We start from the raw sequence: 24,797 nt of genomic DNA, 5'->3' as shown, positions 1-24,797 counted from the left end.
AAGCCCGGCGCGCTCACCAGCTAAATCTGGTATATATTCCAGGCTAAATTGTTACAAAGCATATTTAACAGCAGGTTAAGTATACATTTAATCATAAGACACAGTATTTATCCTGTCGGTATTATTACGCGCTACAAATTGTGCGCAACGACAGACAGTCAGAAGGTTGAACTCACGATGAAAACGCCGCTGATCACCCGCGAGGGATATGAAAAACTGAAGCAGGAGATGGACTACCTGTGGCGCCAGGAGCGTCCGGAAGTGACCAAAAAGGTGACCTGGGCCGCCAGCCTCGGCGACCGCAGCGAGAACGCGGACTACCAGTACAACAAAAAGCGCCTGCGGGAGATCGATCGCCGGGTCCGCTATCTGACCAAATGTCTGGAACAGTTGAAAATCGTCGATTACTCGCCGCAACAGGAAGGTAAAGTCTTCTTCGGCGCCTGGGTAGAGATTGAAAACGATGAAGGCGATATCAAGCGCTTTCGCATCGTCGGTTACGATGAAATTTTTGGCCGCAAAGACTATATCTCCATCGACTCGCCGATGGCGCGCGCACTGTTAAAAAAAGAGGTTGGCGATCTGGCCATCGTCAACACGCCGGCGGGCGAAGCCAGCTGGTATGTCAACGAGATCGAATACGTTAAATAGACAAGAACTTTCCGAGAGACGCCCGGCGCGGCTGGTATTTTTAGCCGTCAGTCCGTATAACTAGTCCCTGTTTTTTGACCCTAAAGATGAATTAAAAGCCATGATGAATGATTCGCTCTGCCGCATTATTGCGGGTGAACTTCAGGCCAGAGCCGAACAGGTAGAAGCTGCCGTTCGCCTGCTTGATGAAGGGAACACCGTGCCGTTTATTGCACGTTATCGTAAAGAAGTCACCGGCGGTCTGGATGACACGCAGCTGCGTAATCTGGAAACTCGCCTCGGCTATCTGCGCGAACTCGAAGACCGTCGTCAGGCGATCCTCAAATCCATCGCTGAACAGGGCAAACTGACCGACGCGCTGGAAAAAGCCATCAACACCACGCTCAGCAAAACCGAACTGGAAGATCTCTACCTGCCCTACAAGCCGAAGCGCCGTACACGCGGGCAGATCGCTATCGAAGCCGGGCTCGAACCGCTGGCTGACCTGCTGTGGAACGAACCGGCCCACGATCCGGAAGCGGAGGCCGCAAAATATATTGATGCCGATAAGGGCGTAGCCGACAGCAAAGCGGCCCTGGACGGCGCGCGCTATATTCTGATGGAGCGGTTTGCCGAAGACGCCGCGCTGCTGGCGAAGGTCCGTGACTATCTGTGGAAAAACGCCCACCTGGTCTCCACCGTCGTCAGCGGTAAAGAAGAGGAAGGCGCTAAATTCCGCGACTACTTCGATCACCATGAACCGATCGCCACCGTGCCGTCGCATCGCGCGCTGGCGATGTTCCGCGGTCGCAACGAAGGCGTCCTGCAGCTCTCTTTAAACGCTGACCCGCAGTTTGACGAGCCGCCGAAAGAGAGCCACGGCGAGCAAATTATTATCGACCACCTGGGCCTGCGCCTGAATAACGCCCCGGCGGACAGCTGGCGTAAAGGCGTCGTCAGCTGGACCTGGCGGATCAAAGTCCTGATGCATCTCGAAACCGAGCTGATGGGCACCGTGCGCGAACGCGCGGAGGACGAGGCAATCAACGTCTTCGCCCGCAACCTGCACGATCTGCTGATGGCCGCGCCCGCCGGGCTGCGCGCCACCATGGGACTCGATCCGGGCCTGCGCACCGGGGTGAAAGTGGCCGTCGTCGACGCCACCGGTAAACTGGTCGCTACCGATACCATCTATCCCCACACCGGCCAGGCCGCCAAAGCGGCCGTCGCCGTCGCCGCGCTGTGTGAGAAGTACAACGTTGAGCTGGTGGCCATCGGCAACGGTACCGCCTCGCGTGAAACCGAGCGTTTCTTCCTCGACGTGCAGAAACAGTTCCCGAAGGTCACCGCCCAGAAGGTGATCGTCAGCGAAGCCGGGGCTTCCGTTTACTCCGCCTCCGAGCTGGCGGCGCAGGAGTTTCCGGACCTCGACGTGTCGCTGCGCGGCGCGGTCTCCATCGCCCGCCGTCTGCAGGATCCCCTGGCCGAGCTGGTGAAAATCGACCCGAAATCCATTGGCGTCGGCCAGTATCAGCACGACGTCAGCCAGACCCAGCTGGCGCGTAAGCTGGACGCGGTGGTGGAAGACTGTGTGAACGCCGTCGGCGTTGACCTGAACACCGCCTCCGTTCCGCTGCTGACCCGCGTCGCCGGCCTGACCCGCATGATGGCGCAGAACATCGTCGCCTGGCGCGACGAGAATGGTCAGTTCCAGAACCGCCAGCAGCTGCTGAAAGTCAGCCGTCTGGGGCCGAAAGCCTTTGAACAGTGCGCGGGCTTCCTGCGTATCAACCACGGCGACAACCCGCTGGATGCCTCCACCGTTCACCCGGAAGCTTACCCGGTGGTCGAACGTATTCTGGCCGCCACCCAGCAGGCGCTGAAAGATCTGATGGGCAATAGCAGTGCGCTGCGCCACCTGAAGGCAGTGGACTTCACCGATGAGAAGTTTGGCGTCCCGACGGTCACCGACATTATCAAAGAGCTGGAAAAACCGGGCCGCGATCCGCGTCCGGAGTTTAAGACCGCGAAGTTCGCCGATGGTGTGGAGACCATGAATGACCTGCTGCCGGGAATGATTCTGGAAGGTGCCGTCACCAACGTCACCAACTTCGGCGCGTTTGTTGATATCGGCGTTCATCAGGACGGACTGGTACACATTTCGTCGCTTTCTGACCGGTTTGTTGAGGATCCGCACACCGTGGTGAAAGCGGGCGACATCGTCAAGGTCAAAGTGATGGAAGTCGATCTGCCGCGTAAGCGTATCGCCCTGACCATGCGTCTCGACGAGCAGCCGGGCGACAGCAACGCCCGCCGCGGCGGTGGTCAGGAGCGCCCGCAGGGAAATCGCCCGGCCGCGAAAGCCGCCAAACCCCGCGGTCGCGAGGCGCAGCCTGCCGGCAACAGCGCGATGATGGATGCCCTCGCCGCAGCGATGGGTAAAAAACGCTAAACTCTCCCTGCCCCTTTTTCAGGGGCAGTTTTTTTTCATGACCAGGCCATCGCCATCACGCGCAAAACAGGTTCAGTTGTTTCTGATAACCTGCTTTTATTCCATGCCTGAAAGGCAGCGAAATTAATATTTTCATTTCGTTAACTTCAGAAACCTTAATTAAACATTAGATCGCCGAAATAATATTTCGCGCATTTTTGATTACAGGCTGACTTTGCGGCATATCAATAAAAAGGTGATTTTCACTTTAAAAATAGCCTGCAGCGCATCATATGTATTGATGATAAAAACCATTCTCATTATCATCGATTACAGAACGTTTTTTCTTTTTTCGTTGGCTACGGTCCCCGGCGCAGCTGCCTCCAGGCGTCCGGAAAATTCTTCTTCGGTTAGCGATAGACAAGTAGGCCCTATGCAATTCACACCTGATAGTGCGTGGAAAATTACCGGTTTTTCTCGCGATATTAGCCCAGCATACCGTCAGAAACTGCTCTCCCTCGGCATGCTGCCCGGTTCCTCTTTTCATGTGGTTCGCGTGGCGCCGCTCGGCGATCCTGTTCATATTGAAACCCGACGCGTCAGTCTGGTATTACGCAAAAAAGATCTCGCCTTAATCGAACTGGAAGCGGTTGCACAATAACGGCTGGCCCGGCACAAGAGTCTGAAATATGCAAAAATTAACCGTTGGTTTAATTGGTAATCCTAATTCCGGCAAGACCACCTTATTTAATCAGCTGACCGGCGCTCGCCAGCGCGTGGGCAACTGGGCTGGGGTGACCGTTGAGCGTAAAGAGGGGATTTTCGCCACCACTGACCACCAGGTCACGCTGGTCGACCTCCCGGGAACCTACTCCCTGACCACCATCTCCTCGCAGACCTCGCTGGACGAGCAGATTGCTTGCCACTACATCCTGAGCGGCGACGCCGACATGCTGATTAACGTGGTCGATGCCTCCAACCTCGAGCGCAACCTCTATCTGACGCTACAGCTGCTCGAGCTGGGGATCCCCTGCGTCGTCGCGCTGAACATGCTGGATATCGCCGAAAAGCAGCAGGTGCGGATCGATATCGACGCCCTCGCCGCCCGTCTCGGTTGCCCGGTCATTCCGCTGGTATCGACTCGCGGACGGGGGATCGAAGCGCTGAAGATCGCCCTCGACCGTCATCAGGCGAACAGCGATCTTGAGCTGGTCCACTATCCGCAGCCGCTGCTGCGCGAAGCTGACCTGCTGGCGCAGCAGATGTCAGCGCAGATCCCGACCCGGCAGCGGCGCTGGCTGGGTCTGCAGATGCTGGAGGGCGATATCTACAGCCGGGCCTATGCCGGCGACGCCGCCGATAAACTGGATATCGCCCTGGCGAATCTCAGCGACGAGATCGACGACCCGGCGCTGCACATCGCTGACGCGCGCTATCAGACCATCGCCGCCATTTGCGACGCCGTCAGCAATACCCTGACCGCCGAACCAAGCCGCTTCACCGCCGCGATGGACAAAGTGATCCTCAACCGCTTCCTCGGGTTGCCGATTTTTCTCTTTGTCATGTACTTGATGTTCCTGCTGGCGATCAACATCGGCGGCGCGCTGCAGCCGATTTTCGATGCCGGCTCGGTCGCGATCTTTGTGCATGGCATTCAATGGCTGGGTTACACCCTGCACTTCCCGGACTGGCTGACCGTGTTCCTCGCCCAGGGGATCGGCGGCGGTATCAACACCGTGCTGCCGCTGGTGCCGCAGATCGGCATGATGTATCTGTTTCTCTCCTTCCTTGAGGACTCCGGCTACATGGCGCGCGCCGCCTTTGTGATGGATCGCCTGATGCAAGCCCTCGGCCTGCCGGGGAAATCCTTCGTCCCGCTGATTGTCGGTTTTGGCTGCAACGTGCCGTCGGTGATGGGCGCCCGCACCCTTGACGCGCCGCGCGAGCGTCTGATGACCATTATGATGGCGCCGTTTATGTCCTGCGGCGCGCGGCTGGCGATCTTCGCCGTCTTCGCGGCCGCCTTCTTTGGTCAGAACGGCGCGCTGGCGGTCTTCTCGCTCTATGTGCTGGGCATTGTGATGGCCATCCTCACCGGCCTGATGCTGAAGCACACCATTATGCGCGGCGAAGCCTCGCCGTTCGTGATGGAGCTGCCGGTGTACCACGTCCCGCATATCAAGAGCCTGATTATCCAGACCTGGCAGCGCCTGAAAGGCTTTGTGCTGCGCGCCGGGAAGGTGATCGTCATCGTCAGCATCTTCCTCAGCGCGCTGAACAGCTTCTCACTGAGCGGTAAGGTCGTCGACAACATCAACGACTCCGCGCTGGCCTCGGTGAGCAGGGTCATTACGCCGGTGTTTAAACCGATCGGCGTGCATGAAGATAACTGGCAGGCCACCGTCGGCCTGTTTACCGGCGCGATGGCGAAAGAGGTGGTAGTGGGTACGCTGAACACCCTCTATACCGCCGAAGATATCCAGAATGAGGAATTCAATCCGCAGACCTTCAGCCTCGGCGAAGAACTGCTCGCCGCCGTCGATGAGACATGGCAGGGACTGAAAGACACCTTCAGCCTCAGCGTCCTGGCCAACCCCATCGAAGCCAGCAAAGGCGATGGCGAAATGGCCACCGGCGCCATGGGGGTGATGGGCAGTAAATTTGGCAGCGCGGCGGCGGCATACAGCTACCTGATCTTCGTCCTGCTCTATATTCCCTGCATCTCGGTGATGGGCGCCATCGCCCGCGAATCAAGCCGCGGCTGGATGACCTTCTCCATCCTGTGGGGGCTGAATATCGCCTATTCGCTCTCGACGCTCTATTACCAGACCGTTAGCTTTAGCGATCACCCGCGCTACAGTCTGGTGTGTATCCTGGCGGTAGTGTTGTTCAACGTGGTGCTCTTCGGCCTGTTGCGCCGGGCGCGCAGCCGGGTGGACGTCTCGCTGCTGGCCACGCGAAAAACGCCGGCCTCCTGCTGTTCCAGCCCGGCTGGCGATTGCCACTAAGGAGGGACTGTGGCGTCGTTAATGGAAGTCCGCGATATGCTGGCCCTGCAGGGCCGCATGGAGGCGAAACAGCTCAGTGCTCGCCTGCAGACGCCTCAGCCGCTGATTGACGCCATGCTTGAGCGAATGGAAGCCATGGGTAAGGTGGTCCGGATCAGCGAAACGAGCGAGGGCTGCCTCTCCGGCAGCTGTAAAAGTTGCCCTGAAGGGAAAGCGGCGTGCCGACAGGAGTGGTGGGCGCTGCGATGAAAGGAGTCAGGCCTGGTCGCGCAACGAGGTAAAACGAGTAAGACAGCTATGAAAAACGGGCCAGCAGGCCCGTTTTCTTATGACTGGATTATTTATAAACGTCAGCGTTCGCGTGTACGGTTTTTTCGTTTTTCTGCCCGGCAATCACCACAAAGTATTTCCCACCCAGCTCATCGGCTTTTTTCGACAGATCACGTCGGGCATCCATCGGCGACGTCGTCCTGGAGGTCGTAATGCTACCGACCTTGGTCAGATTCATCTTCGCCACGTCTTCTTTTTGGATCTCTTTCGCGGCGAATGCGCCGAAAGAGAGGGTGCCTATCACCAGAGATGCAACCATTCCTGTAACAAGTTTCATAGCCTCTACTCTCCATAAGGTTGTTATTGTAGGTCACGGTGGCGGATTGAAATAATCAACCACCGTAACAACCTAAGTATTGCTAGGAATGGCCCTTTTACCATGGCGCGGCAAAAAAAATTACCCCAGCCGCCTCTTCAGCGCCAGCAGCGGCTCGCAGAAGGCCGCGGGATGGGAAACAAACGGCGCATGCGCGGCCTTATCGAAGAGGATTGACTCGCTTTCCGGCCACAGGTCATCCAGCAACGGGACGATCTTGCGCGGCACCAGTCCATCCAGCCGGCCATACAGCCGCAGAAACGGCATCGGCAGCCTGACCAGCGCCTGACGCAGATCGACGGTTCTGAGGATCTCCAGTCCGCCATTCAGCGCCTCGGCGGAAGGCATCGGCAGCGAGAGCACCGCCTGCTTTAACGCCCGCGCATCCTGACGCGCGCTCTCTGTGCCCATGGTTTGCAGGGCGAGGAATCGCTCGACGGTGCGCTGGAAATCGTCGCTCAGCTGCTGCTGAAATCCGGCCAGCACCTCGGGCTTGATGCCGGGCCAGTCGTCACGAGCCGCGAAACAGGGGGAAGAGGCAACCGTCACCAGCGCCTGCACGCGTTCCGGACGCATAATCGCGACCTGGCTGGCCACCAGCCCGCCCAGGCTCCAGCCCAGCCACACCGCCTGTGGAGGGGCCTGCTCCAGCACCCGCTGCGCCATCGCCTCCAGCGACATCGCCCCAAACCCGCCGCTGCGGCCATAGCCCGGCAGATCCACCAGGTGGAGGGTAAAATGCGAAGCCAGCTGCGGCGTGATGCAATCCCATACCTGAGCGTTCAGCCCCCAGCCGTGCAGCAGCACAAGATGACAATCTCCTTCGCCGATTGTTTGCCACCAGATGTCGTTCATCCGTTACCGTTCTCTTTTTACTGGACAGAAGGCCAAATATGCTAACAGCACACAGCTTATGCTGGCTATGCCAAATGCCGCTGGCAGTCGCCCGCTGGGGGATCTGCTCCCGCTGCAGCCGCGCCCTGCTCGCCTGTCCCCCGCTCTGCCCGCAGTGCGGCCTGCCGGCGGCGGCATCCCGTCACCCCTGCGGCCGCTGCCTGCAAAAGCCGCCTCCCTGGCATCGGCTGGTGGCGGTCAATGACTATCGCCCGCCGCTGAGCGGTCTGGTGCAGCAGCTGAAGTTTCACCATCGCCCGGAGCTGGGCCCCGCCCTCGCGCGTCTGCTGCTGCAGCGCCTTCTGCAGCGTGACGATTTGCCGCCAGTAGACGCTCTGATCGGCGTGCCGCTATGGCATCGCCGTCGCTGGCGCCGGGGTTATAATCAGTGCGACGAACTGTGCCGACCGTTAGCCCGCTGGCGAGGATGCGTCTGGCATCGCGAAGGCCTGACTCGCCAGCGAGCCGGCGCCGTCCAACATTCGCTCAATGCCCGCCAGCGCAGGCAGAACCTGAAAAATGCCTTTCAGCTTGAATTTGCCGTGCAGGGACTCCATATCGCTCTGGTGGATGATGTCGTCACGACCGGCAGCACCGTCGCCGAGATATCCCGCCTGCTTTTGCGAAACGGCGCCGCGACGGTTCAGGTATGGTGTTTGTGCCGTACCTTGTAGACCCCCGCTGATGGGCGTATTATAACCCAGTAAAATAGTCAACTATTAGGCCAACGCTATGATCCGTATTTCCGATGCTGCACAAGCGCACTTTGCCAAACTGCTGGCAAATCAGGAAGAAGGGACGCAAATTCGCGTATTTGTGATTAATCCCGGCACCCCAAACGCTGAGTGCGGCGTATCCTACTGCCCACCGGATGCGGTGGAAGACACCGACACGGCGCTGAAATTTGAACAGCTGACCGCCTATGTCGATGAGCTCAGCGCGCCCTATCTGGAAGACGCTGAAATTGATTTCGTCACTGACCAGCTCGGCTCGCAGCTGACGCTGAAAGCGCCGAACGCCAAAATGCGCAAAGTCTCTGACGATGCCCCGCTGATGGAGCGCGTCGAGTACCTGCTGCAGTCGCAGATTAACCCGCAGCTGGCGGGCCACGGCGGCCGCGTATCGCTGATGGAGATCACCGACGACGGTCTGGCTATCCTGCAGTTCGGCGGCGGATGCAACGGCTGCTCGATGGTCGACGTGACCCTGAAAGAAGGTATTGAAAAACAGCTGCTGAACGAGTTTCCGGAGCTGAAAGGGGTTCGCGATCTGACCGAGCATCAGCGCGGCGAGCACTCCTACTACTAAGCCCTTCCTCCGGCGGCACCCTGCCGCCGGTCCTCCCTGGCCCTTTCTGTGTTACCGCGCAACATCTCCCGCTAAATGACCGGCAAAAACCGGGGAAAGAGTATGACTTAAGTCTCATATTTAACATTTTCCCCCGTCAGGTGATTCTCAACCCTCACATGTTACCCGTATCATCCATTTCAGGCGCCACCGGCAAAAAAATAGCCAGCTATCCTTTCTCTGGGTAAGGATAATGCAAGCGTTTACGGCGCCAGACTATTTTGCTCCCTGACGGAGCGGATGCTCTACAGGTTCGAACTTTGACGTTACCCATAACAAATTAAGGCCAGGTAAATCATGCCATTAGTCATCGTTGCTATCGGGGTTGCCCTGTTGTTGCTGTTAATGATCCGTTTCAAAATGAACGGCTTCATTGCGCTGGTTCTGGTGGCGCTCGCCGTCGGATTAATGCAGGGTATGCCACTGGATAAAGTGATCGTCTCCATCAAAAACGGCGTTGGCGGCACCCTTGGCAGCCTCGCGCTGATCATGGGCTTCGGCGCTATGCTCGGTAAGCTGCTGGCAGACTGCGGCGGCGCCCAGCGTATCGCCACCACGCTTATCAATAAGTTCGGTAAGAAGCATATTCAGTGGGCGGTGGTCCTGACCGGCTTCACCGTTGGCTTCGCCCTGTTCTATGAAGTGGGCTTCGTGCTGATGCTGCCGCTGGTGTTCACCATCGCCGCCTCGGCCCGTATTCCGCTGCTGTACGTCGGCGTACCGATGGCAGCCGCGCTCTCCGTCACCCACGGCTTCCTGCCGCCGCATCCGGGTCCGACCGCGATCGCCACCATCTTCCATGCCGATATGGGCAAAACGCTGCTCTACGGCACCATTCTGGCTATCCCGACGGTTATCCTGGCGGGACCGGTATTTGCGCGCTTCCTGAAAGGGATAGATAAGCCGATCCCGGAAGGCCTGCATAACCCGAAAGTGTTCACTGAAGAAGAGATGCCAGGCTTTGGCGTCAGCGTCTGGACCTCGCTGGTTCCGGTGATCCTGATGGCGATGCGCGCCGTGGCTGAGATGATCCTGCCGAAAGGCCACGCCTTCCTGCCAATTGCCGAGTTCTTCGGCGACCCGGTGATGGCCACCCTGATTGCGGTACTGATTGCCCTGTTCACCTTCGGTTTGAACCGCGGCCGCTCCATGGAGCAGATCAACGATACCCTGACCTCTTCGATCAAAATCATCGCCATGATGCTGTTGATTATCGGCGGCGGCGGCGCCTTCAAGCAGGTGCTGGTGGATAGCGGCATGGATAAATACATCGCCTCTATCATGCACGAATCGAACATGTCTCCGCTGTTTATGGCGTGGTCTATCGCCGCGGTGCTGCGTATCGCGCTGGGTTCGGCGACCGTAGCCGCCATCACCGCGGGCGGGATCGCCGCGCCGCTGATCGCCACCACCGGCGTCAGCCCGGAGCTGATGGTTATCGCCGTTGGCTCCGGCAGCGTTATCTTCTCCCATGTTAACGATCCGGGCTTCTGGCTGTTCAAAGAGTACTTTAACCTGACCATCGGCGAGACCATCAAGTCCTGGTCGGTGCTGGAAACCATTATCTCAGTCTGCGGCCTGGTGGGCTGTCTGCTGCTGGGGATGGTGGTGTAAGGTCACTCCCGCCACAGAAAAAGGCCGGTCCGCGTGAAGCGGGCCGGCCTTTTTTATCGGACATGCTCTTCGCCGCGCAGAGGAGCGCGCGGCAGGAAGTTATCAGGAGGCGGCTTTCTTGCTTGCCGCCTTGCGCCGTTTATCCAGATCCTTAATCAGCTTATTGACCCGTTCATCGGCAAACATCTGCTCCAGGGTGACGGACAGCTTCCGGCGCCAGTTCGGGTACTCGGTGCTGGTGCCCGGAATGTTAACCGGCGTCGCCATCTCCAGCCAGTCTTCCGGCTGCAGGCCCAGCAGGGCGCTGTTGCTGTCGGCAATATAACGCTGCATCCCCCGGTTGAGGATCCCCGTCATGCTCATCAGCGAGGCCTTATGGCCGGCGCGCTTGGGCAGACAGCCGTACTTATGCAGCGCGTCCAGCAGCCCTTGTTTCGCCAGCTCGCGGTCCTGGTACAGTCCGCGCAGCACCACCTCATCAGGATAGAGGCCCAGCGCTTTACCTAACGTCAGATCGCCGCTTTCCCAGTAGCCGCGGAGAGTGGGCAGGTCGTGCGTCGTCGCCACAGCCATTGATTGCTCCGGGTACAGCGCCGGCGCGCGGAACGTTTTCTCTGCATCACTCTCAAAATAGAGCACCTTATAAGAATAGACGCCGCTGTTGCGTAACTTGCTGACGATCTCCACCGGTACCGTGCCCAGATCTTCACCGATCACCATGCAGCGATGACGCTGGCTTTCCAGCGCCAGAAGCGACAGCAGATCGTCGACCGGATACTGAACGTAAGCGCCATGGTCGGCGGTTTCACCATACGGGATCCACCACAGACGCAGCACAGACATCACGTGATCGATGCGCAACGCGCCGCAGTTCTGCATATTAGCGCGCAGCAGGTCGATAAACGGCTCATAGGCGCGGGCGGCAATGATATGCGGATCCATCGGCGGCAGGCCCCAGTTCTGGCCCAGCGGGCCCAGAATATCCGGCGGCGCGCCTACGGATGCTTTCAGGCAGTACAGTTCACGATCGCACCAGGTTTCCGACCCTCCCTCGGCGACGCCCACCGCCAGGTCGCGGTAGAGGCCGATCGGCATGCCGTCACGCTGGCTGGTTTCCCAGCAGGCGGCAAACTGACTCCAGGCCAGCCACTGCAGCCAGAGATAGAAACTGACGTCATCCTCATGCTCAACGCAGAAGGCTTTCACCTCCGGGCTGTCGATATCCTGAAAGGCCTTCGGCCAGGCCGGCCAGCCCCAGCGCAGCGGGTCCTGTTGTACCTGCCAGGCGTGCAGCGCATCGAAAGCCGCCTGCCAGTAGAGGCTTTCCCCTTCGCGCAGAACAAACTCGCGGAACGCTGTCATCTGCTCATCTTCACGACGAGAGAATTGTTTCCATGCCATACGCAGCGCGGTCATTTTCAGCATAGTGACGGCGGTATAATCCACATCGTCCGTTTCCCGCGCCGCCTGCAGTGCCTGCTGCGTTGCCGGAGACTGCCACCACGCCTGCGCCTCTTCGCTACGCTGGAAATCTTCAACCGCGTTGACGTCGATATAAATAACGTTCAGCCAGCGACGTGAAGACGGGCTATAGGGGCTGGCGCTCTCCGGGTTCGCCGGATAGAGGGCATGAATCGGGTTAAGGCCAATAAACGACCCGCCGCGGCGGGCGATTTCCGGCAGCATGGCCCGCAGATCGCCAAAATCGCCGATCCCCCAGTTTTTCTCTGAGCGCAGGGTATACAGCTGCACGCAGGTGCCCCACAGCTTTTTCCCCTCTTTCAGCGGCTGCGGCTCATAGCAGCGCGCTGGCGCGACGATAGTCCGGCAGTGCCAGCGCTCCCCCTCCTGGGTGAGGGTCAGGGAGTGGTACCCCTCCGGCAGTTTGGCCGGCAGCGGCAGCGTCTCGCCGCCGCGGGTTTTCCCTTGATACTGCTTACCGTCCTCAGTAGTCAGGATCCACTGATACTCACCGCGTCCTGCCACCGGCAGCGACATTTTTTTGCCGTGAGTGAAAATTTTCACGTTCGGCAGCGGGTTAACCGCCACTTTCGTGGCGGCGGTAGAGCGATGCATCGCATCCAGCAGGCGCTGTTTGGTGACAGCCGCGATAGACTGCGGCTTGCCGTGCGCGTTGATATAGCTGGGGCTGATGCCCGCCGCCAGCGCGGCATTATCGAGGCGTTTACTCTCCATAGGCCTTCCTTTAGCGTTTCGCCTGCCAGATACGTTGCTGATAATCGCGGATCGAGCGGTCGGAGCTGAACATGCCGCAGCGCGCGGTGTTGAGGATAGCCGCGCGGGTCCAGGCCTCCTCGTCGCGATACAGCTCATCTACCCGTTTTTGCGCCGCTACGTAGGCTTCGAAATCGGCCAGCACCAGGTACGGATCGCCGCCCTGCAGCAGGCTGTGCAGCATCTGATCGAAGGCATGCTTGTCGCCGTTGCTGTAGGTGCCGTTCTCCAGCTCCTTAAGCACCGCATCGAGCAGCTTGTCTTTTTTACGCCATTTCAGCGGATCGTAGCCTTTCGCTTTCAGGGCTTTCACCTCTTCAACCGTGTGGCCGAAGATAAAGATGTTCTCCTCGCCCACCTGCTCAGCGATTTCCACGTTAGCGCCATCCAGCGTCCCGACGGTCAGCGCGCCGTTCAGCGCCAGCTTCATGTTGCCGGTGCCAGAGGCTTCTTTACCCGCGGTGGAGATCTGCTCGGAGATATCCGCCGCCGGGATCAGTTTTTCTGCTGCCGATACACAATAGTCCGGCAGGAAGACCACCTTCAGCTTATCGCCGACTTTCGGGTCGTTGTTGATCGCTTCCGCTACCTTATTGATGGCAAAAATAATGTTTTTCGCCAGATAGTAGCCCGGCGCCGCTTTCGCGCCGAACAGGAAGACGCGCGGTACGCGGTCGGACTGCGGGTTTTCGCGGATCTCTTTGTACAGCGCAAGGATATGCAGCAGGTTAAGGTGCTGACGCTTATACTCGTGCAGACGTTTGATCTGGATATCGAAGATCGCCTGCGGGTTGATCTCAATCCCGGTACGCTGCTTCACAAACTCAGCCAGATGAACTTTGTTGGCCTGCTTGATATCGCGATAAGTCTGACGGAACGCCGCATCGTCAGCATATTTTTCCAGGTTGATCAGCTGGTCGAGGTCATTGGCCCACTCTTTTTTCAGCGTCTCATCCAGCAGCGAGGCCAGCGCCGGGTTGCACTGCTTGATCCAGCGGCGCGGCGTGATGCCGTTGGTCACGTTATGGAATTTGTTCGGCCACAGCTGGTTATATTCCGGGAACAGATCTTTTACCACCAGATCCGAGTGCAGCGCCGCCACGCCGTTGACAGCAAAGCCGCCCACCACGCACATGTTGGCCATCCGAACCTGTTTGTCATGCACCACCGCCAGCTTCGCCCAGACCTGCTTATCGCCCGGCCAGGTTTTGTCCACCAGCTGTTTAAAGCGGTCGTTGATCTCTTTAATGATCTGCATATGGCGCGGCAGCAGCGCTTTCACCAGCTTCTCATCCCAGCATTCCAACGCTTCCGGCATCAGGGTGTGGTTGGTGTAAGCAAAGGTTTTGCTGGTGATCGCCCAGGCGTCGTCCCAGCTCAGCTGGTGCTCGTCAATCAGCACGCGCAGCAGCTCCGGGATGGCGATGGTCGGGTGCGTATCGTTCAGCTGGATCACTTCGTAATCCGCCAGCTCGGCCAGCTTGCGGCCTGCCAGATGATGACGGCGCAGGATATCGGCCACTGAGCAGGCGCACTGGAAGTACTGCTGCATCAGGCGCAGTTTTTTACCGGCCTGATGGTTGTCGTTCGGGTACAGCACCTTGGTCAGTTTTTCCGCGTCGATGCCCTGCTGCTCGGCGCGCAGGAAATCGCCATCGTTGAATTTGGTCAGGTTGAACGGATGAGCGTGTTTGGCCTGCCACAGACGCAGCGGCTGGGCGACGTTGTTGCGATAGCCAAGCACCGGCAGGTCCCAGGCTTCGCCGGTAATGACGAACGCCGGCTGCCATTCGCCGTTTTTGCTGACTTTCCCGCCGATACCTACCTGGACATCCAGCGCTTCGTTATGACGGAACCACGGGTAGCTGCTGCGCCCCCAGTCGTCAGGGGCTTCCATCTGCTGGCCATCGTCAAATGACTGGCGGAACAGGCCATACTGATAGTTGAGACCGTAACCGGTCGCCGACTGCCCCACCGTCGCCATGGAGTCGAGGAAGCAGGCTGCCAGACGTCCCAGGCCACCGTTACCCAGCGCCGGGTCAGTCTCTTCTTCCAGCAGATCGGTGAGGTTGACATCGTAGCCTTTCAGCGCGTCGCTGACGCCCTCGTACCAGCCCAGGTTGAGCAGGTTGTTGCCGGTCAGACGACCAATCAGAAACTCCATTGAGATGTAGTTAACGTGACGCTGTCCTTGCGCCGGTTTCGCTACCGGCTGCGCCGCCAGGAGTTCCGCCAACGCTCCGCTGACTGCGCGCCACCATTGACGCTGTGTCATCTCGGAAGCGGACTGTAAACCAAAATGCTGCCACTGACGCGTCAGTGCAGCCTGAAACTGAGCTTTGTTAAATGTAGTCTGTGACATAATGAGATCCGGGTCCTTTACTAAAACGATGGCGCTAGTGTGCCGACCTCCCGATTCATCGTCCTCATCCTGACGGGGATTAGACAGGGAGGAGTGGCGGGGATGAGCGAAAAGTGTGATCCTGAACACTATAGTGTGGGTGAGAAGGCAAAAATATGCTGTAAAAATCACCGCGATATGACAATCGAGAGGTTACCTCCGGTAGCTAAAAATTTGTTACAGGCCAATACGCGTAAAAAATCTTCCAGTTCCTCGCCACGTTATTAACAAAATAATTAGAGGCCCCTGAAGAAATAAGCACCTTTCATCGCATTGACCCGCAAAAAAGATTACTTCTAAGAAATCGCTGACAATAATTTAATAAAAACAAACAACTACTCTTAGCGTAAAATAAATCTACCCACACTCCGCCAGCTACCGCCTGAAAACCGCGGCCGACCAGTCCTGCCTGCGATTTTTTCCCATTCTCAGCCAATGTCGAAATTTGTGACATAGAGCAAATTCAAGAGCATAAACTTCGGACATAACTTGCAATAAATTTCATAATCACCGACCTTATTAGATATTAATTACGAAGCGCAAAAAAAATCGCAACCTCTCTCTTGCACAGCGAAATGTAGAACTATGTTGATTCCGTCCAAATTAAGTCGTCCGGTCCGCCTTGAACACACTGTGGTTCGTGAGCGCTTACTGGCGAAACTTTCCGGCGCGAACAATTATCGTCTCGTGCTGATCACCAGTCCTGCCGGGTACGGTAAAACAACGCTCATTTCTCAGTGGGCCGCGGGTAAAAACGATCTTGGGTGGTTTTCGCTGGACGAAGGCGACAACCAGCAGGAGCGTTTTGCCAGCTATCTGATCGCGGCGATTCAGCAGGCTACCGGCAACCACTGCGCGGCCAGTGAAGCGATGGTGCAAAAACGCCAGTACGCCAGTCTCTCCTCTCTTTTTGCGCAGCTGTTTATTGAACTTGCCGACTGGCAGCGCCCGCTGTATCTCGTCATTGATGATTACCATCTGATCAATAATCCGGTGATCCATGACGCGATGCGCTTTTTCCTGCGCCATCAGCCGGAGAATATGACCCTGGTGGTCCTGTCGCGTAACCTGCCGCAGCTGGGCATTGCCAATCTGCGCGTCCGCGATCAGCTTCTGGAGATTGGCAGTCAGCAGCTGGCCTTTACCCACCAGGAGGCGAAACAATTTTTCGACTGTCGTCTGACATCGCCTATCGAAGCCGACGACAGTAGCCGGCTGTGCGACGATGTCGCCGGGTGGGCCACCGCGCTACAACTCATCGCCCTCTCCGCCCGCCAGAATAACTCCTCCGCCCAACACTCCGCCCGCCGCCTCGCCGGGATTAACGCCAGCCATCTGTCGGATTATCTGGTGGATGAAGTGCTGGATAACGTTGACGCCCGCACGCGCAACTTTTTGCTGAAGAGTTCTCTGCTGCGCTCAATGAACGACGCGTTAATCGTGCGCGTCACCGGCGAAGAGAATGGCCAGATGCAGCTGGAGGAGATCGAACGCCAGGGGCTGTTCCTGCAGCGGATGGATGATTCCGGCGAATGGTTCCGCTATCACCCGCTGTTTGGCAGCTTCCTGCGCCAGCGCTGTCAGTGGGAGCTGGCGGTTGAACTACCGGAGATCCACCGCGCCGCGGCGGAAAGCTGGATGGCGCAAGGTTTCCCCAGCGAGGCCATCCACCATGCGCTGGCGGCCGGCGATGCCAAAATGCTGCGCGATATCTTGCTCAATCATGCCTGGGGCATGTTTAACCATAGCGAGCTGGGGCTACTGGAGCAGTCGCTGGCGGCGCTGCCATGGTCCAATCTGCTGGAAAATCCGCGCCTGATCCTGCTCCAGGCCTGGCTGATGCAGAGCCAGCATCGCTACAGCGAAGTCAATACCCTGCTGGCGCGCGCCGAGCAGGAGATGAGTGTGGAAATGGACACCGCGATGCATGGCGACTTCAACGCGCTGCGCGCGCAGGTGGCGATTAACGATGGCGACCAGGACGAGGCGGAACGTCTGTCAATGGTGGCCCTGGAAGAGCTGCCGCTGGCCAACTATTACAGCCGCATCGTCGCCACATCGGTGCATGGCGAAGTTCTCCATTGTAAGGGGAAGCTGACCAAATCCCTCGCCGTGATGCAGCAGACCGAACAGATGGCCCGCCGTCACGACGTATGGCATTACGCCCTGTGGAGCATCATTCAGCAAAGCGAAATCCTCTTCGCCCAGGGCTTCCTGCAGGCCGCCTGGGAGAGCCAGGAGAAAGCCTTCCAGCTGGTACGCGAACAGCATCTTGAGCAGTTGCCGATGCATGAGTTCCTGCTGCGCATCCGTTCTCAGCTGCTGTGGGCATGGGCGCGCCTCGACGAGGCTGAAGCTTGCGCCCGCCAGGGGATGGACGTGCTCTCCACCTATCAGCCGCAGCAGCAGCTGCAGTGCCTGGCGCTGATGGTCCAGTGCTCACTGGCGCGCGGCGATCTGGATAATGCCCGCAGCCACCTGAACCGGCTGGAAAACCTGCTCGGTAACGGTCACTATCACAGCGACTGGGTCTCCAACGCCGATAAGGTGCGAGTGATCTACTGGCAGATGACCGGTGATAAAACCGCGGCGGCCAACTGGCTGCGCCAGACGCCAAAGCCGGAGTTCGCCAACAACCACTTCCTGCAGAGCCAGTGGCGCAACATCGCCCGGGCGCAGATCCTGCTGGGCGATTTCGAACCGGCGGAAATGGTGCTGGAAGAGCTGAACGAAAATGCGCGTTCGCTGCGTTTGATGAGCGATCTCAACCGCAACCTGCTGCTGCTCAATCAGCTGTACTGGCAGTCGGGACGCAAGAGCGAAGCGCAGAAAGCTCTGCTGGAAGCCCTGACGCTCGCCAACCGCACCGGTTTTATCAACCACTTTGTGATTGAAGGCGAGGCGATGGCCCAGCAGCTGCGCCAGCTGATCCAGTTGAACACGTTGCCGGAGCTGGAGCAGCATCGCGCCCAGCGTATTCTGCGCGACATCAACCAGCATCATCGCCACAAATTCGCCCACTTTGACGAAGGGTTCGTCGAGCGACTGCTGAATCATCCGGAGGTGCCGGAGCTTATCCGCACCAGCCCGCTGACCCAGCGCGAGTGGCAGGTGCTTGGCTTAATCTATTCCGGTTACAGCAACGAGCAGATTGCCGGCGAGCTTGACGTGGCGGCCACCACCATCAAGACCCACATTCGCAACCTGTATCAGAAACTGGGCGTCGCCCACCGGCAGGACGCGGTACAGCATGCCCAGCAGTTACTTAAGATGATGGGATACGGCGTCTGACGACGCCGTTGCCGTTTAGCACAGCTCCAGCTGAAGGTTGTTATCAGTGATCACCTTCAGCACGCCGGCCGGCGGCAGCACGTCGGTATAGACCGCATCGACCATACTGATGCTGCCCATGTTGACCATCGCATTGCGGCCAAACTTGGTATGGTCCACTACCAGCATCACGTGGCGTGAATTCTCAATGATCGCCCGCTTGGTACGCACTTCATGATAATCAAACTCCAGCAGCGAGCCATCGCTGTCTACGCCGCTGATGCCGAGAATGCCGAAGTCGAGGCGGAACTGCGAGATAAAGTCGAGGGTGGCTTCCCCAATAATCCCGCCGTCCCGGCTACGCAGTTCGCCGCCGGCGAGAATAATGCGGAAGTCCTCTTTCACCATCAGCGTGTTGGCGACGTTAAGGTTATTGGTCACAATCCGCAGATCGTTGTGATCGAGCAGGGCGTGCGCCACCGCTTCCGGCGTGGTGCCGATATCAATAAACAGCGTCGCCCCGTCCGGGATCTCGCTGGCCACCCGCCGGGCGATACGCTCTTTCTCCGCCGTCTGGGTCGCTTTGCGATCGTGCCAGGAAGTATTCACCGAGCTGGAGGGCAGCGCCGCGCCGCCGTGATGGCGGAGGATCATTTTCTGTTCGGCTAAATCGTTCAGGTCGCGGCGGATGGTCTGCGGGCTTACCGCGAACTGCTCAACCAGCTCTTCCGTGCTGACGTAACCCTGTTTTTTTACCAGCTCGATAATGGCGTCATGACGTTGTGTTTGTTTCATGAAATATCCCTGGAAAAATGTCGCCTACCCGACCCCTGTCGGTAAGTCTTTATGCGCGTTTTCGCCCATGTAAGGTATCAACAAACGCCATCGCCAGGCCGGTCGCCAGACCAGCCACGTGCGCGCCGTTGGCGATCGCCATGCCGAAAACGTCAAACCAGCCAGCAATTAACCACACTAAAGAGAAGAGTATCAACCCGCGCTGCAGATAAATACCGCTCTGCGGATCGCGCTCGCCCCGCAGCCAGACGTAGCCCATCAGCGCGTAGACCACGCCCGACAAGCCACCAAACCACGGGCCGCTAAACTGGTGCTGCACGAAGCCGCTCAGCAGAGCGCTGATGACGGTGATCACCACCAGCTTGCCGCTGCCGATGCGCTTTTCCACCGCGCCGCCAAGATACCACCACCATAGCAGGTTGAAGAGAATATGCATCAGCGAGAAATGCATGAAAGCATGGCTGAAATAGCGCCAGGCTTCGAACTGCAGCGAAGGATCGTAGGGCCAGGCCAGCCAAATCATCACCGGCTGATCGCCCAGCAGATTTTGCAGGATGAACACCGCGATGCAGATCAGCAGAATCGCCCAGGTGAACGGACCGGCGTTATGCCGCAGCGTGGCAAAGAAAGGAAAGCGCTGATAGCGCAACCCGCTATTGGTCTGTCCGGACTGCCAGCTCGCCGCCAGATAGCGCGGGTCCGCCGGGTTTTCGAGAAAACGCGCCAGCTCAGCCCTGACGCGCCCGGCCTGACTCTCATCAGCCAGCCAGACGTCGCTCTGTGTATGCTGCTGGATGGTCAGGATAATCCCCTGCGTCGCCATATAATCGACAAACGCCTGGGCCACCCGCGGGTTGGCAAAAGAGGTAATCATTAACATGCAGCGAATCGCTTATTCCACACAAAGGGGGATAGTATACCTGCCAGTCGTTAAAACGTCCCGCGCGCCACTTCCGCCGGGAAATGGCGATGCCAGGCGTCGAACCCGCCGTCAACGCTATAGACCTTATCAAACCCCTGCTGCAGCAGATACTGCGCGGCGCCCTTGCTGCTGTTGCCGTGATAGCACATCACCATCACCGCCGTGTCAAAGTCGTTGTCACGCATAAACGCGCCCAGCGTATCGTTGGTCAGATGAAACGCGCCCGGCGTATGACCCATCGCATAGCTTTGCGGATCGCGGATATCGACCAGTACCGCCGTCTGCTGATGCAGTTTCTGGTGCGCTTCTTCAACATTGATGCATTCAAACTGTTCCATGATTCTCTTCTCTTTCTCGTCATGACGGGCGATGACCGGCCCAATTTTACCCTGTAGTGTACCGTCAGGCGGTAAAGAAACGCCAATATGTTACACCCATCACTTCAAAATGTTTTTTTGATGTTACCAAAAGCGCGTTTGTTTGCTATAGTGAGCGATATCGAGCATTTATGAGCTTAAACGAAAGTGTGAGAGGGTAAGAACGTGGAAACCAAAGATCTGATTGTGATAGGCGGAGGCATCAACGGTGCCGGTATCGCGGCAGATGCCGCCGGGCGTGGTTTATCCGTACTGATGCTGGAAGCGCGCGATCTCGCCTGCGCCACCTCCAGCGCCAGTTCCAAACTGATCCACGGCGGGCTACGCTACCTCGAACACTATGAGTTCCGTCTGGTCAGCGAAGCGCTGGCCGAGCGTGAGGTGCTGTTAAAAATGGCCCCGCATATCGCCTTCCCGATGCGCTTTCGCCTACCGCATCGCCCGCATCTGCGCCCGGCATGGATGATCCGTATCGGCTTGTTTATGTACGATCATCTGGGCAAACGCACCAGCCTCCCGGGATCCACCGGGTTGCGTTTTGGCGCAGAATCGGTACTTAAACCGGAAATTGTGCGCGGTTTCGAATATTCCGACTGCTGGGTCGACGATGCCCGCCTGGTGCTGGCCAACGCGCAGATGGTCGTCCGCAAAGGCGGCGAAGTGCGTACCCGCACCCGCGCTATCTCGGCGAAACGTGAGAATGGCCTGTGGGTGGTGGAAGCGGAAGATATTGATAGCGGTGAGAAGTTTACCTGGAAGGCGCGCGGCCTGGTCAATGCCACCGGCCCATGGGTCAAACAGTTCTTCGACGAAGGGATGCATCTGCGCTCGCCTTACGGCATCCGTCTGATCAAGGGCAGCCACATCGTGGTGCCGCGGGTGCATACCCAGAAACAGGCTTATATTCTGCAGAACGAAGATAAACGCATAGTGTTTGTTATTCCGTGGATGGATGAGTTCTCTATCATCGGCACGACGGACGTCGAGTATAAGGGCGATCCGAAAGCGGTGGCCATTGATGATAAAGAGATCAACTATCTGCTGAACGTCTATAACGCGCACTTTAAAAAGACCCTCAGCCGGGACGATATCGTCTGGACCTACTCCGGCGTCCGTCCGCTGTGCGACGACGAGTCGGATTCGCCGCAGGCCATTACCCGCGACTATACCCTGGATATTCACGATGAGAACGGTCAGGCGCCGCTGCTGTCCGTCTTCGGCGGCAAGCTGACCACCTATCGCAAACTGGCCGAGCATGCACTGGAAAAACTGACCCCCTATTACAAAGGGATCGGCCCGGCATGGACCAAAACCGCGGTGCTCCCCGGCGGCGATATCGGCGGCGACCGCGACGACTACGCGGCAAAACTGCGCCGTCGCTTCCCATTCATCAGTGAATCACTGGCCCGCCATTATGCCCGCACCTACGGGAGCAACAGCGAGTGGATCCTGAAGGAAGCCAGCGCCCTGAGCGATCTCGGGGAAGATTTCGGCCACGAGTTTTATGAAGCCGAGCTGAAATATCTGGTGGAGCACGAGTGGGTGCGCAGCCTGGATGACGCCATCTGGCGTCGTACCAAACAGGGCATGTGGCTGACTGCCGAGCAGCAGGCGCGCATTAGCGAATGGCTGGCGCAGCATGCGGGAAAGTCTGAGCTGTCGTTAGCGTCGTAACGCTGCCGGCGGAAACGCCTGAGGCCAGGTTCAACCGCAATAATCAAACAACGGGGCCAAATGGCCCCGTTGTGTTGCATTGACTGGCTTACAGCCTTACCGGGTCGATATGCCAGATATATTTCGCGTACTCCTGGATCGTCCGGTCAGAAGAGAAGTAGCCCATGTTGGCAATATTCAACATCGCCTTATAGGCCCACTCTTCCGGGTTTTGATACAGCTCGTCGACGCGATCCTGGCAGTCCACATAGCTACGATAGTCCGCCAGAACCTGGTAGTGGTCGCCAAAGTTAATCAGCGAATCCAGCAGGTCGCGGTAGCGCCCCGGTTCCGCCGGGCTGAAGACGCCGGTACCGATCTGCGTCAGCGCCTGGTGAAGCTCTTCATCCTGCTCGTAGTATTCGCGTGGTTTATAGCCGCTGCGACGTAGCTCCTCCACCTCTTCCGCGGTGTTACCGAAGATAAAGATATTCTCTTCGCCCACGTGCTCCTGCATCTCCACGTTCGCCCCGTCGAGGGTGCCGATAGTCAGCGCGCCGTTAAGGGCAAACTTCATATTACTGGTGCCGGAAGCTTCAGTGCCTGCGAGGGAGATCTGTTCCGACAGGTCTGCCGCCGGAATGATCAGCTGCGCCAGGCTAACGCTGTAGTTGGGGATAAAGACGACCTTCAGCTTGTCGCCAATCTGCGGATCGTTATTAATCACCGCCGCCACATCGTTGATCAGGTGAATAATGTGCTTGGCCATGTAGTAGGCCGAGGCCGCCTTACCGGCGAAAATATTCACCCGCGGCACCCACTCGGCCTGCGGATCGGCCTTGATCCGGTTATAGCGGGTGATGACGTGCAGCACATTCATTAGCTGCCGTTTGTATTCATGGATACGTTTGATCTGCACATCAAACAGCGCCTTCGGATTGACCACCACATTGAGCTGTTGAGCAATATAGCTGGCCAGCCGCTGTTTGTTCTCAAACTTGGCCTGACGCACCGCCTGATTGACCATCGGGTAGTCGATATGCTGTTTCAGCTCATCAAGCTGACTCAGATCGGTCCGCCAGGTGCGGCCGATATGCTCATCCAGCACTTTCGACAGCGGCGGGTTGGCCAGCGCCAGCCAGCGGCGCGGCGTCACACCGTTGGTCACGTTGATAAAGCGCATTGGGAAGATTTTGGCGAATTCGGCAAACAGTGACTCCACCATCAGTCGGGAATGCAGCTCGGACACCCCGTTGACCTTGTGGCTGACCACTACCGCCAGCCAGGCCATCCGCACACGGCGGCCGTTAGACTCGTCGATAATCGAGGTGCGGCTGAGAAGGTCGGTATCGTTCGGATACTGCTCCTGCAAGGTCTTGAGGAAATAGTCGTTAATCTCGAAGATAATCTGCAGATGGCGCGGCAGAATTTTACCCAGCATATCCACCGGCCAGGTCTCGAGCGCTTCGCTCATCAGGGTGTGGTTGGTATAGGAGAAGACCTGACAGGTCACCTCGAACGCCTCGTCCCAGCTGAACTTATGTTCGTCGATAAGCAGACGCATCAGCTCCGGTATCGACAGCACCGGGTGGGTGTCATTCAGGTGAATGGCAATCTTGTCCGCCAGGTTGTCATAGGTTTTATGCAACATGTAATGGCGACTCAGGATATCCTGCACCGTGGCCGACACGAGGAAATACTCCTGGCGCAGGCGCAGCTCGCGGCCGGAGTAGGTCGAGTCGTCCGGATAGAGCACGCGGGAGACGTTTTCGGAGTGGTTTTTATCCTCTACCGCGGCGAAGTAGTCGCCCTGGTTGAATTTACCGAGGTTAATTTCGCTACTGGCCTGCGCGCTCCACAGACGCAGTGTGTTGGTGGCGTCGGTGTCAAAGCCGGGGATGATCTGGTCGTAGGCTTCCGCAATGATCTCCTCCGTCTCAATCCAGCGGGTTTTCTTTCCTTCCTGCTGAATGCGGCCGCCGAAGCGCACTTTATAGCGGGTGTTGTGGCGCTCAAACTCCCACGGGTTACCGTACTCCAGCCAGTAGTCAGGAGACTCTTTTTGCCGGCCATCGACAATATTCTGTTTAAACATCCCGTAGTCGTAGCGGATGCCGTAACCGCGTCCCGGCAGACCCAGCGCCGCCAGGGAGTCAAGGAAGCAAGCCGCCAGGCGGCCCAGACCGCCGTTGCCAAGCCCGGGGTCATTCTCTTCATCGATCAGCTCTTCGAGATCGAGCCCCATCTCCGCCAGCGCGCTGCTCACATCGTCATAAATGCCCAGCGACAGCAGCGCATTCGAGAGGGTGCGGCCGATCAGAAACTCCATCGACAGATAGTACACCTGGCGCACTTCCTGGGAGAGCTGCGCGCGGTTGGAGCGCAGCCAGCGCTCCACCATGCGATCGCGAACGGCAAACAGCGTGGCGTTAAGCCATTCATGCTTGTTGGCGATGGCCGGATCTTTACCGATGATAAACATCAGTTTATAGGCAATAGAATGCTTTAACGCCTCAACGCTCAGCGTCGGTGATGCATAGCTAAAGGGTACATTCATAACAATGACTCCAGTGG

The 24,797-nt window shown here is 58.0% G+C and carries 18 protein-coding genes; 10 read left to right on the top strand and 8 right to left on the bottom strand.

The genetic code is table 11. The features are described 5' to 3' along the window. Positions 1-177: 177 nt before the first annotated feature. From greB to feoC, 5 genes are all read left to right on the top strand, one after another. Positions 178-651 (top strand): transcription elongation factor GreB, encoded by a 474-nt coding sequence (gene greB / locus KB890_RS16085; protein ID WP_002920503.1) that lies wholly within the window; start codon positions 178-180, stop codon positions 649-651. 100 nt (positions 652-751) lie between these two features. Continuing rightward, complete coding sequence (locus tag KB890_RS16080) at positions 752-3,082, top strand: Tex family protein (RefSeq protein ID WP_004150056.1); 2,331 nt, start codon at positions 752-754, stop codon at positions 3,080-3,082. A 412-nt stretch (positions 3,083-3,494) separates the two neighbouring features. Continuing rightward, complete coding sequence (gene feoA / locus KB890_RS16075; RefSeq protein ID WP_002920506.1) at positions 3,495-3,722, top strand: ferrous iron transporter A; 228 nt, start codon at positions 3,495-3,497, stop codon at positions 3,720-3,722. Between the two features lie 28 nt (positions 3,723-3,750). Next, positions 3,751-6,069, top strand: a complete 2,319-nt coding sequence (gene feoB, locus KB890_RS16070; protein ID WP_002920508.1) for a Fe(2+) transporter permease subunit FeoB — start codon at positions 3,751-3,753, stop codon at positions 6,067-6,069. A 9-nt stretch (positions 6,070-6,078) separates the two neighbouring features. Then, the gene (feoC, locus tag KB890_RS16065) at positions 6,079-6,318 is read left to right on the top strand and encodes a [Fe-S]-dependent transcriptional repressor FeoC (protein WP_002920509.1); all 240 of its coding nucleotides are present in this window, start codon (positions 6,079-6,081) and stop codon (positions 6,316-6,318) included. Between the two features lie 88 nt (positions 6,319-6,406). On the opposite strand, the gene KB890_RS16060 is transcribed toward feoC, so the two are convergent. Together KB890_RS16060 and bioH are read right to left on the bottom strand one after the other, a co-directional pair. After that, positions 6,407-6,676 carry a YdgH/BhsA/McbA-like domain containing protein gene (locus KB890_RS16060; RefSeq protein WP_002920510.1) on the bottom strand — a complete coding sequence of 90 codons (270 nt, stop codon included), beginning with the start codon at positions 6,674-6,676 and terminating at the stop codon, positions 6,407-6,409. A 120-nt stretch (positions 6,677-6,796) separates the two neighbouring features. Next, positions 6,797-7,570, bottom strand: a complete 774-nt coding sequence (bioH, locus tag KB890_RS16055; RefSeq protein WP_004181461.1) for a pimeloyl-ACP methyl ester esterase BioH — start codon at positions 7,568-7,570, stop codon at positions 6,797-6,799. A gap of 38 nt (positions 7,571-7,608) precedes the next feature. Between bioH and gntX the strand changes: the two genes are divergently transcribed. The 3 genes from gntX to gntT all read left to right on the top strand — a co-directional run bounded on the left by gntX (position 7,609) and on the right by gntT (position 10,570). Then, the gene (gene gntX, locus KB890_RS16050; protein ID WP_004181462.1) at positions 7,609-8,283 is read left to right on the top strand and encodes a DNA utilization protein GntX; all 675 of its coding nucleotides are present in this window, start codon (positions 7,609-7,611) and stop codon (positions 8,281-8,283) included. A 58-nt stretch (positions 8,284-8,341) separates the two neighbouring features. Then, positions 8,342-8,917: a Fe-S biogenesis protein NfuA gene (gene nfuA / locus KB890_RS16045; protein ID WP_002920540.1), complete on the top strand. Its 576-nt coding sequence runs from the start codon at positions 8,342-8,344 to the stop codon at positions 8,915-8,917. 336 nt (positions 8,918-9,253) lie between these two features. Further along, positions 9,254-10,570, top strand: a complete 1,317-nt coding sequence (gene gntT / locus KB890_RS16040; RefSeq protein WP_002920542.1) for a gluconate transporter — start codon at positions 9,254-9,256, stop codon at positions 10,568-10,570. A 102-nt stretch (positions 10,571-10,672) separates the two neighbouring features. Here gntT and malQ read toward each other — a convergent pair whose 3' ends face one another. After that, complete coding sequence (gene malQ, locus KB890_RS16035; RefSeq protein WP_004181464.1) at positions 10,673-12,766, bottom strand: 4-alpha-glucanotransferase; 2,094 nt, start codon at positions 12,764-12,766, stop codon at positions 10,673-10,675. Between the two features lie 10 nt (positions 12,767-12,776). Continuing rightward, entirely contained in the window at positions 12,777-15,167 is a 2,391-nt protein-coding gene (malP, locus tag KB890_RS16030; RefSeq protein ID WP_004151407.1) for a maltodextrin phosphorylase, read from the bottom strand. Between the two features lie 624 nt (positions 15,168-15,791). Here malP and malT point away from each other — a divergent pair. Beyond that, positions 15,792-18,497 carry an HTH-type transcriptional regulator MalT gene (gene malT, locus KB890_RS16025; RefSeq protein WP_002920545.1) on the top strand — a complete coding sequence of 902 codons (2,706 nt, stop codon included), beginning with the start codon at positions 15,792-15,794 and terminating at the stop codon, positions 18,495-18,497. Between the two features lie 15 nt (positions 18,498-18,512). Here malT and KB890_RS16020 read toward each other — a convergent pair whose 3' ends face one another. The 3 genes from KB890_RS16020 to glpE are packed head-to-tail and all read right to left on the bottom strand — an operon-like array spanning position 18,513 to position 20,531. Beyond that, the gene (locus tag KB890_RS16020; protein ID WP_002920548.1) at positions 18,513-19,271 is read right to left on the bottom strand and encodes a DeoR/GlpR family transcriptional regulator; all 759 of its coding nucleotides are present in this window, start codon (positions 19,269-19,271) and stop codon (positions 18,513-18,515) included. Positions 19,272-19,320: 49 nt separating this feature from the next. Continuing rightward, positions 19,321-20,151 carry a rhomboid family intramembrane serine protease GlpG gene (gene glpG, locus KB890_RS16015; protein ID WP_004151408.1) on the bottom strand — a complete coding sequence of 277 codons (831 nt, stop codon included), beginning with the start codon at positions 20,149-20,151 and terminating at the stop codon, positions 19,321-19,323. A gap of 50 nt (positions 20,152-20,201) precedes the next feature. Further along, a complete protein-coding gene (glpE, locus tag KB890_RS16010) occupies positions 20,202-20,531 on the bottom strand; it encodes a thiosulfate sulfurtransferase GlpE (RefSeq protein WP_002920552.1) in 330 nt (109 codons plus the stop codon). Between the two features lie 204 nt (positions 20,532-20,735). On the opposite strand from glpE, the gene glpD reads away from it, so the two are divergent. Further along, on the top strand, positions 20,736-22,244 hold the full coding sequence (gene glpD, locus KB890_RS16005) for a glycerol-3-phosphate dehydrogenase (RefSeq protein ID WP_002920554.1): 1,509 nt from the start codon (positions 20,736-20,738) through the stop codon (positions 22,242-22,244). An 88-nt stretch (positions 22,245-22,332) separates the two neighbouring features. On the opposite strand, the gene glgP is transcribed toward glpD, so the two are convergent. Next, entirely contained in the window at positions 22,333-24,780 is a 2,448-nt protein-coding gene (gene glgP, locus KB890_RS16000; RefSeq protein WP_002920561.1) for a glycogen phosphorylase, read from the bottom strand. Positions 24,781-24,797: the final 17 nt, after the last annotated feature.

Source organism: Klebsiella sp. P1954 (assembly GCF_018199955.1).
In the GTDB taxonomy this organism is placed as follows: Bacteria; Pseudomonadota; Gammaproteobacteria; order Enterobacterales; family Enterobacteriaceae; genus Klebsiella; species Klebsiella pneumoniae.
Note: the sequence above shows the minus strand (reverse complement) of the source record. Positions and strands in the feature narration are given on the sequence as shown.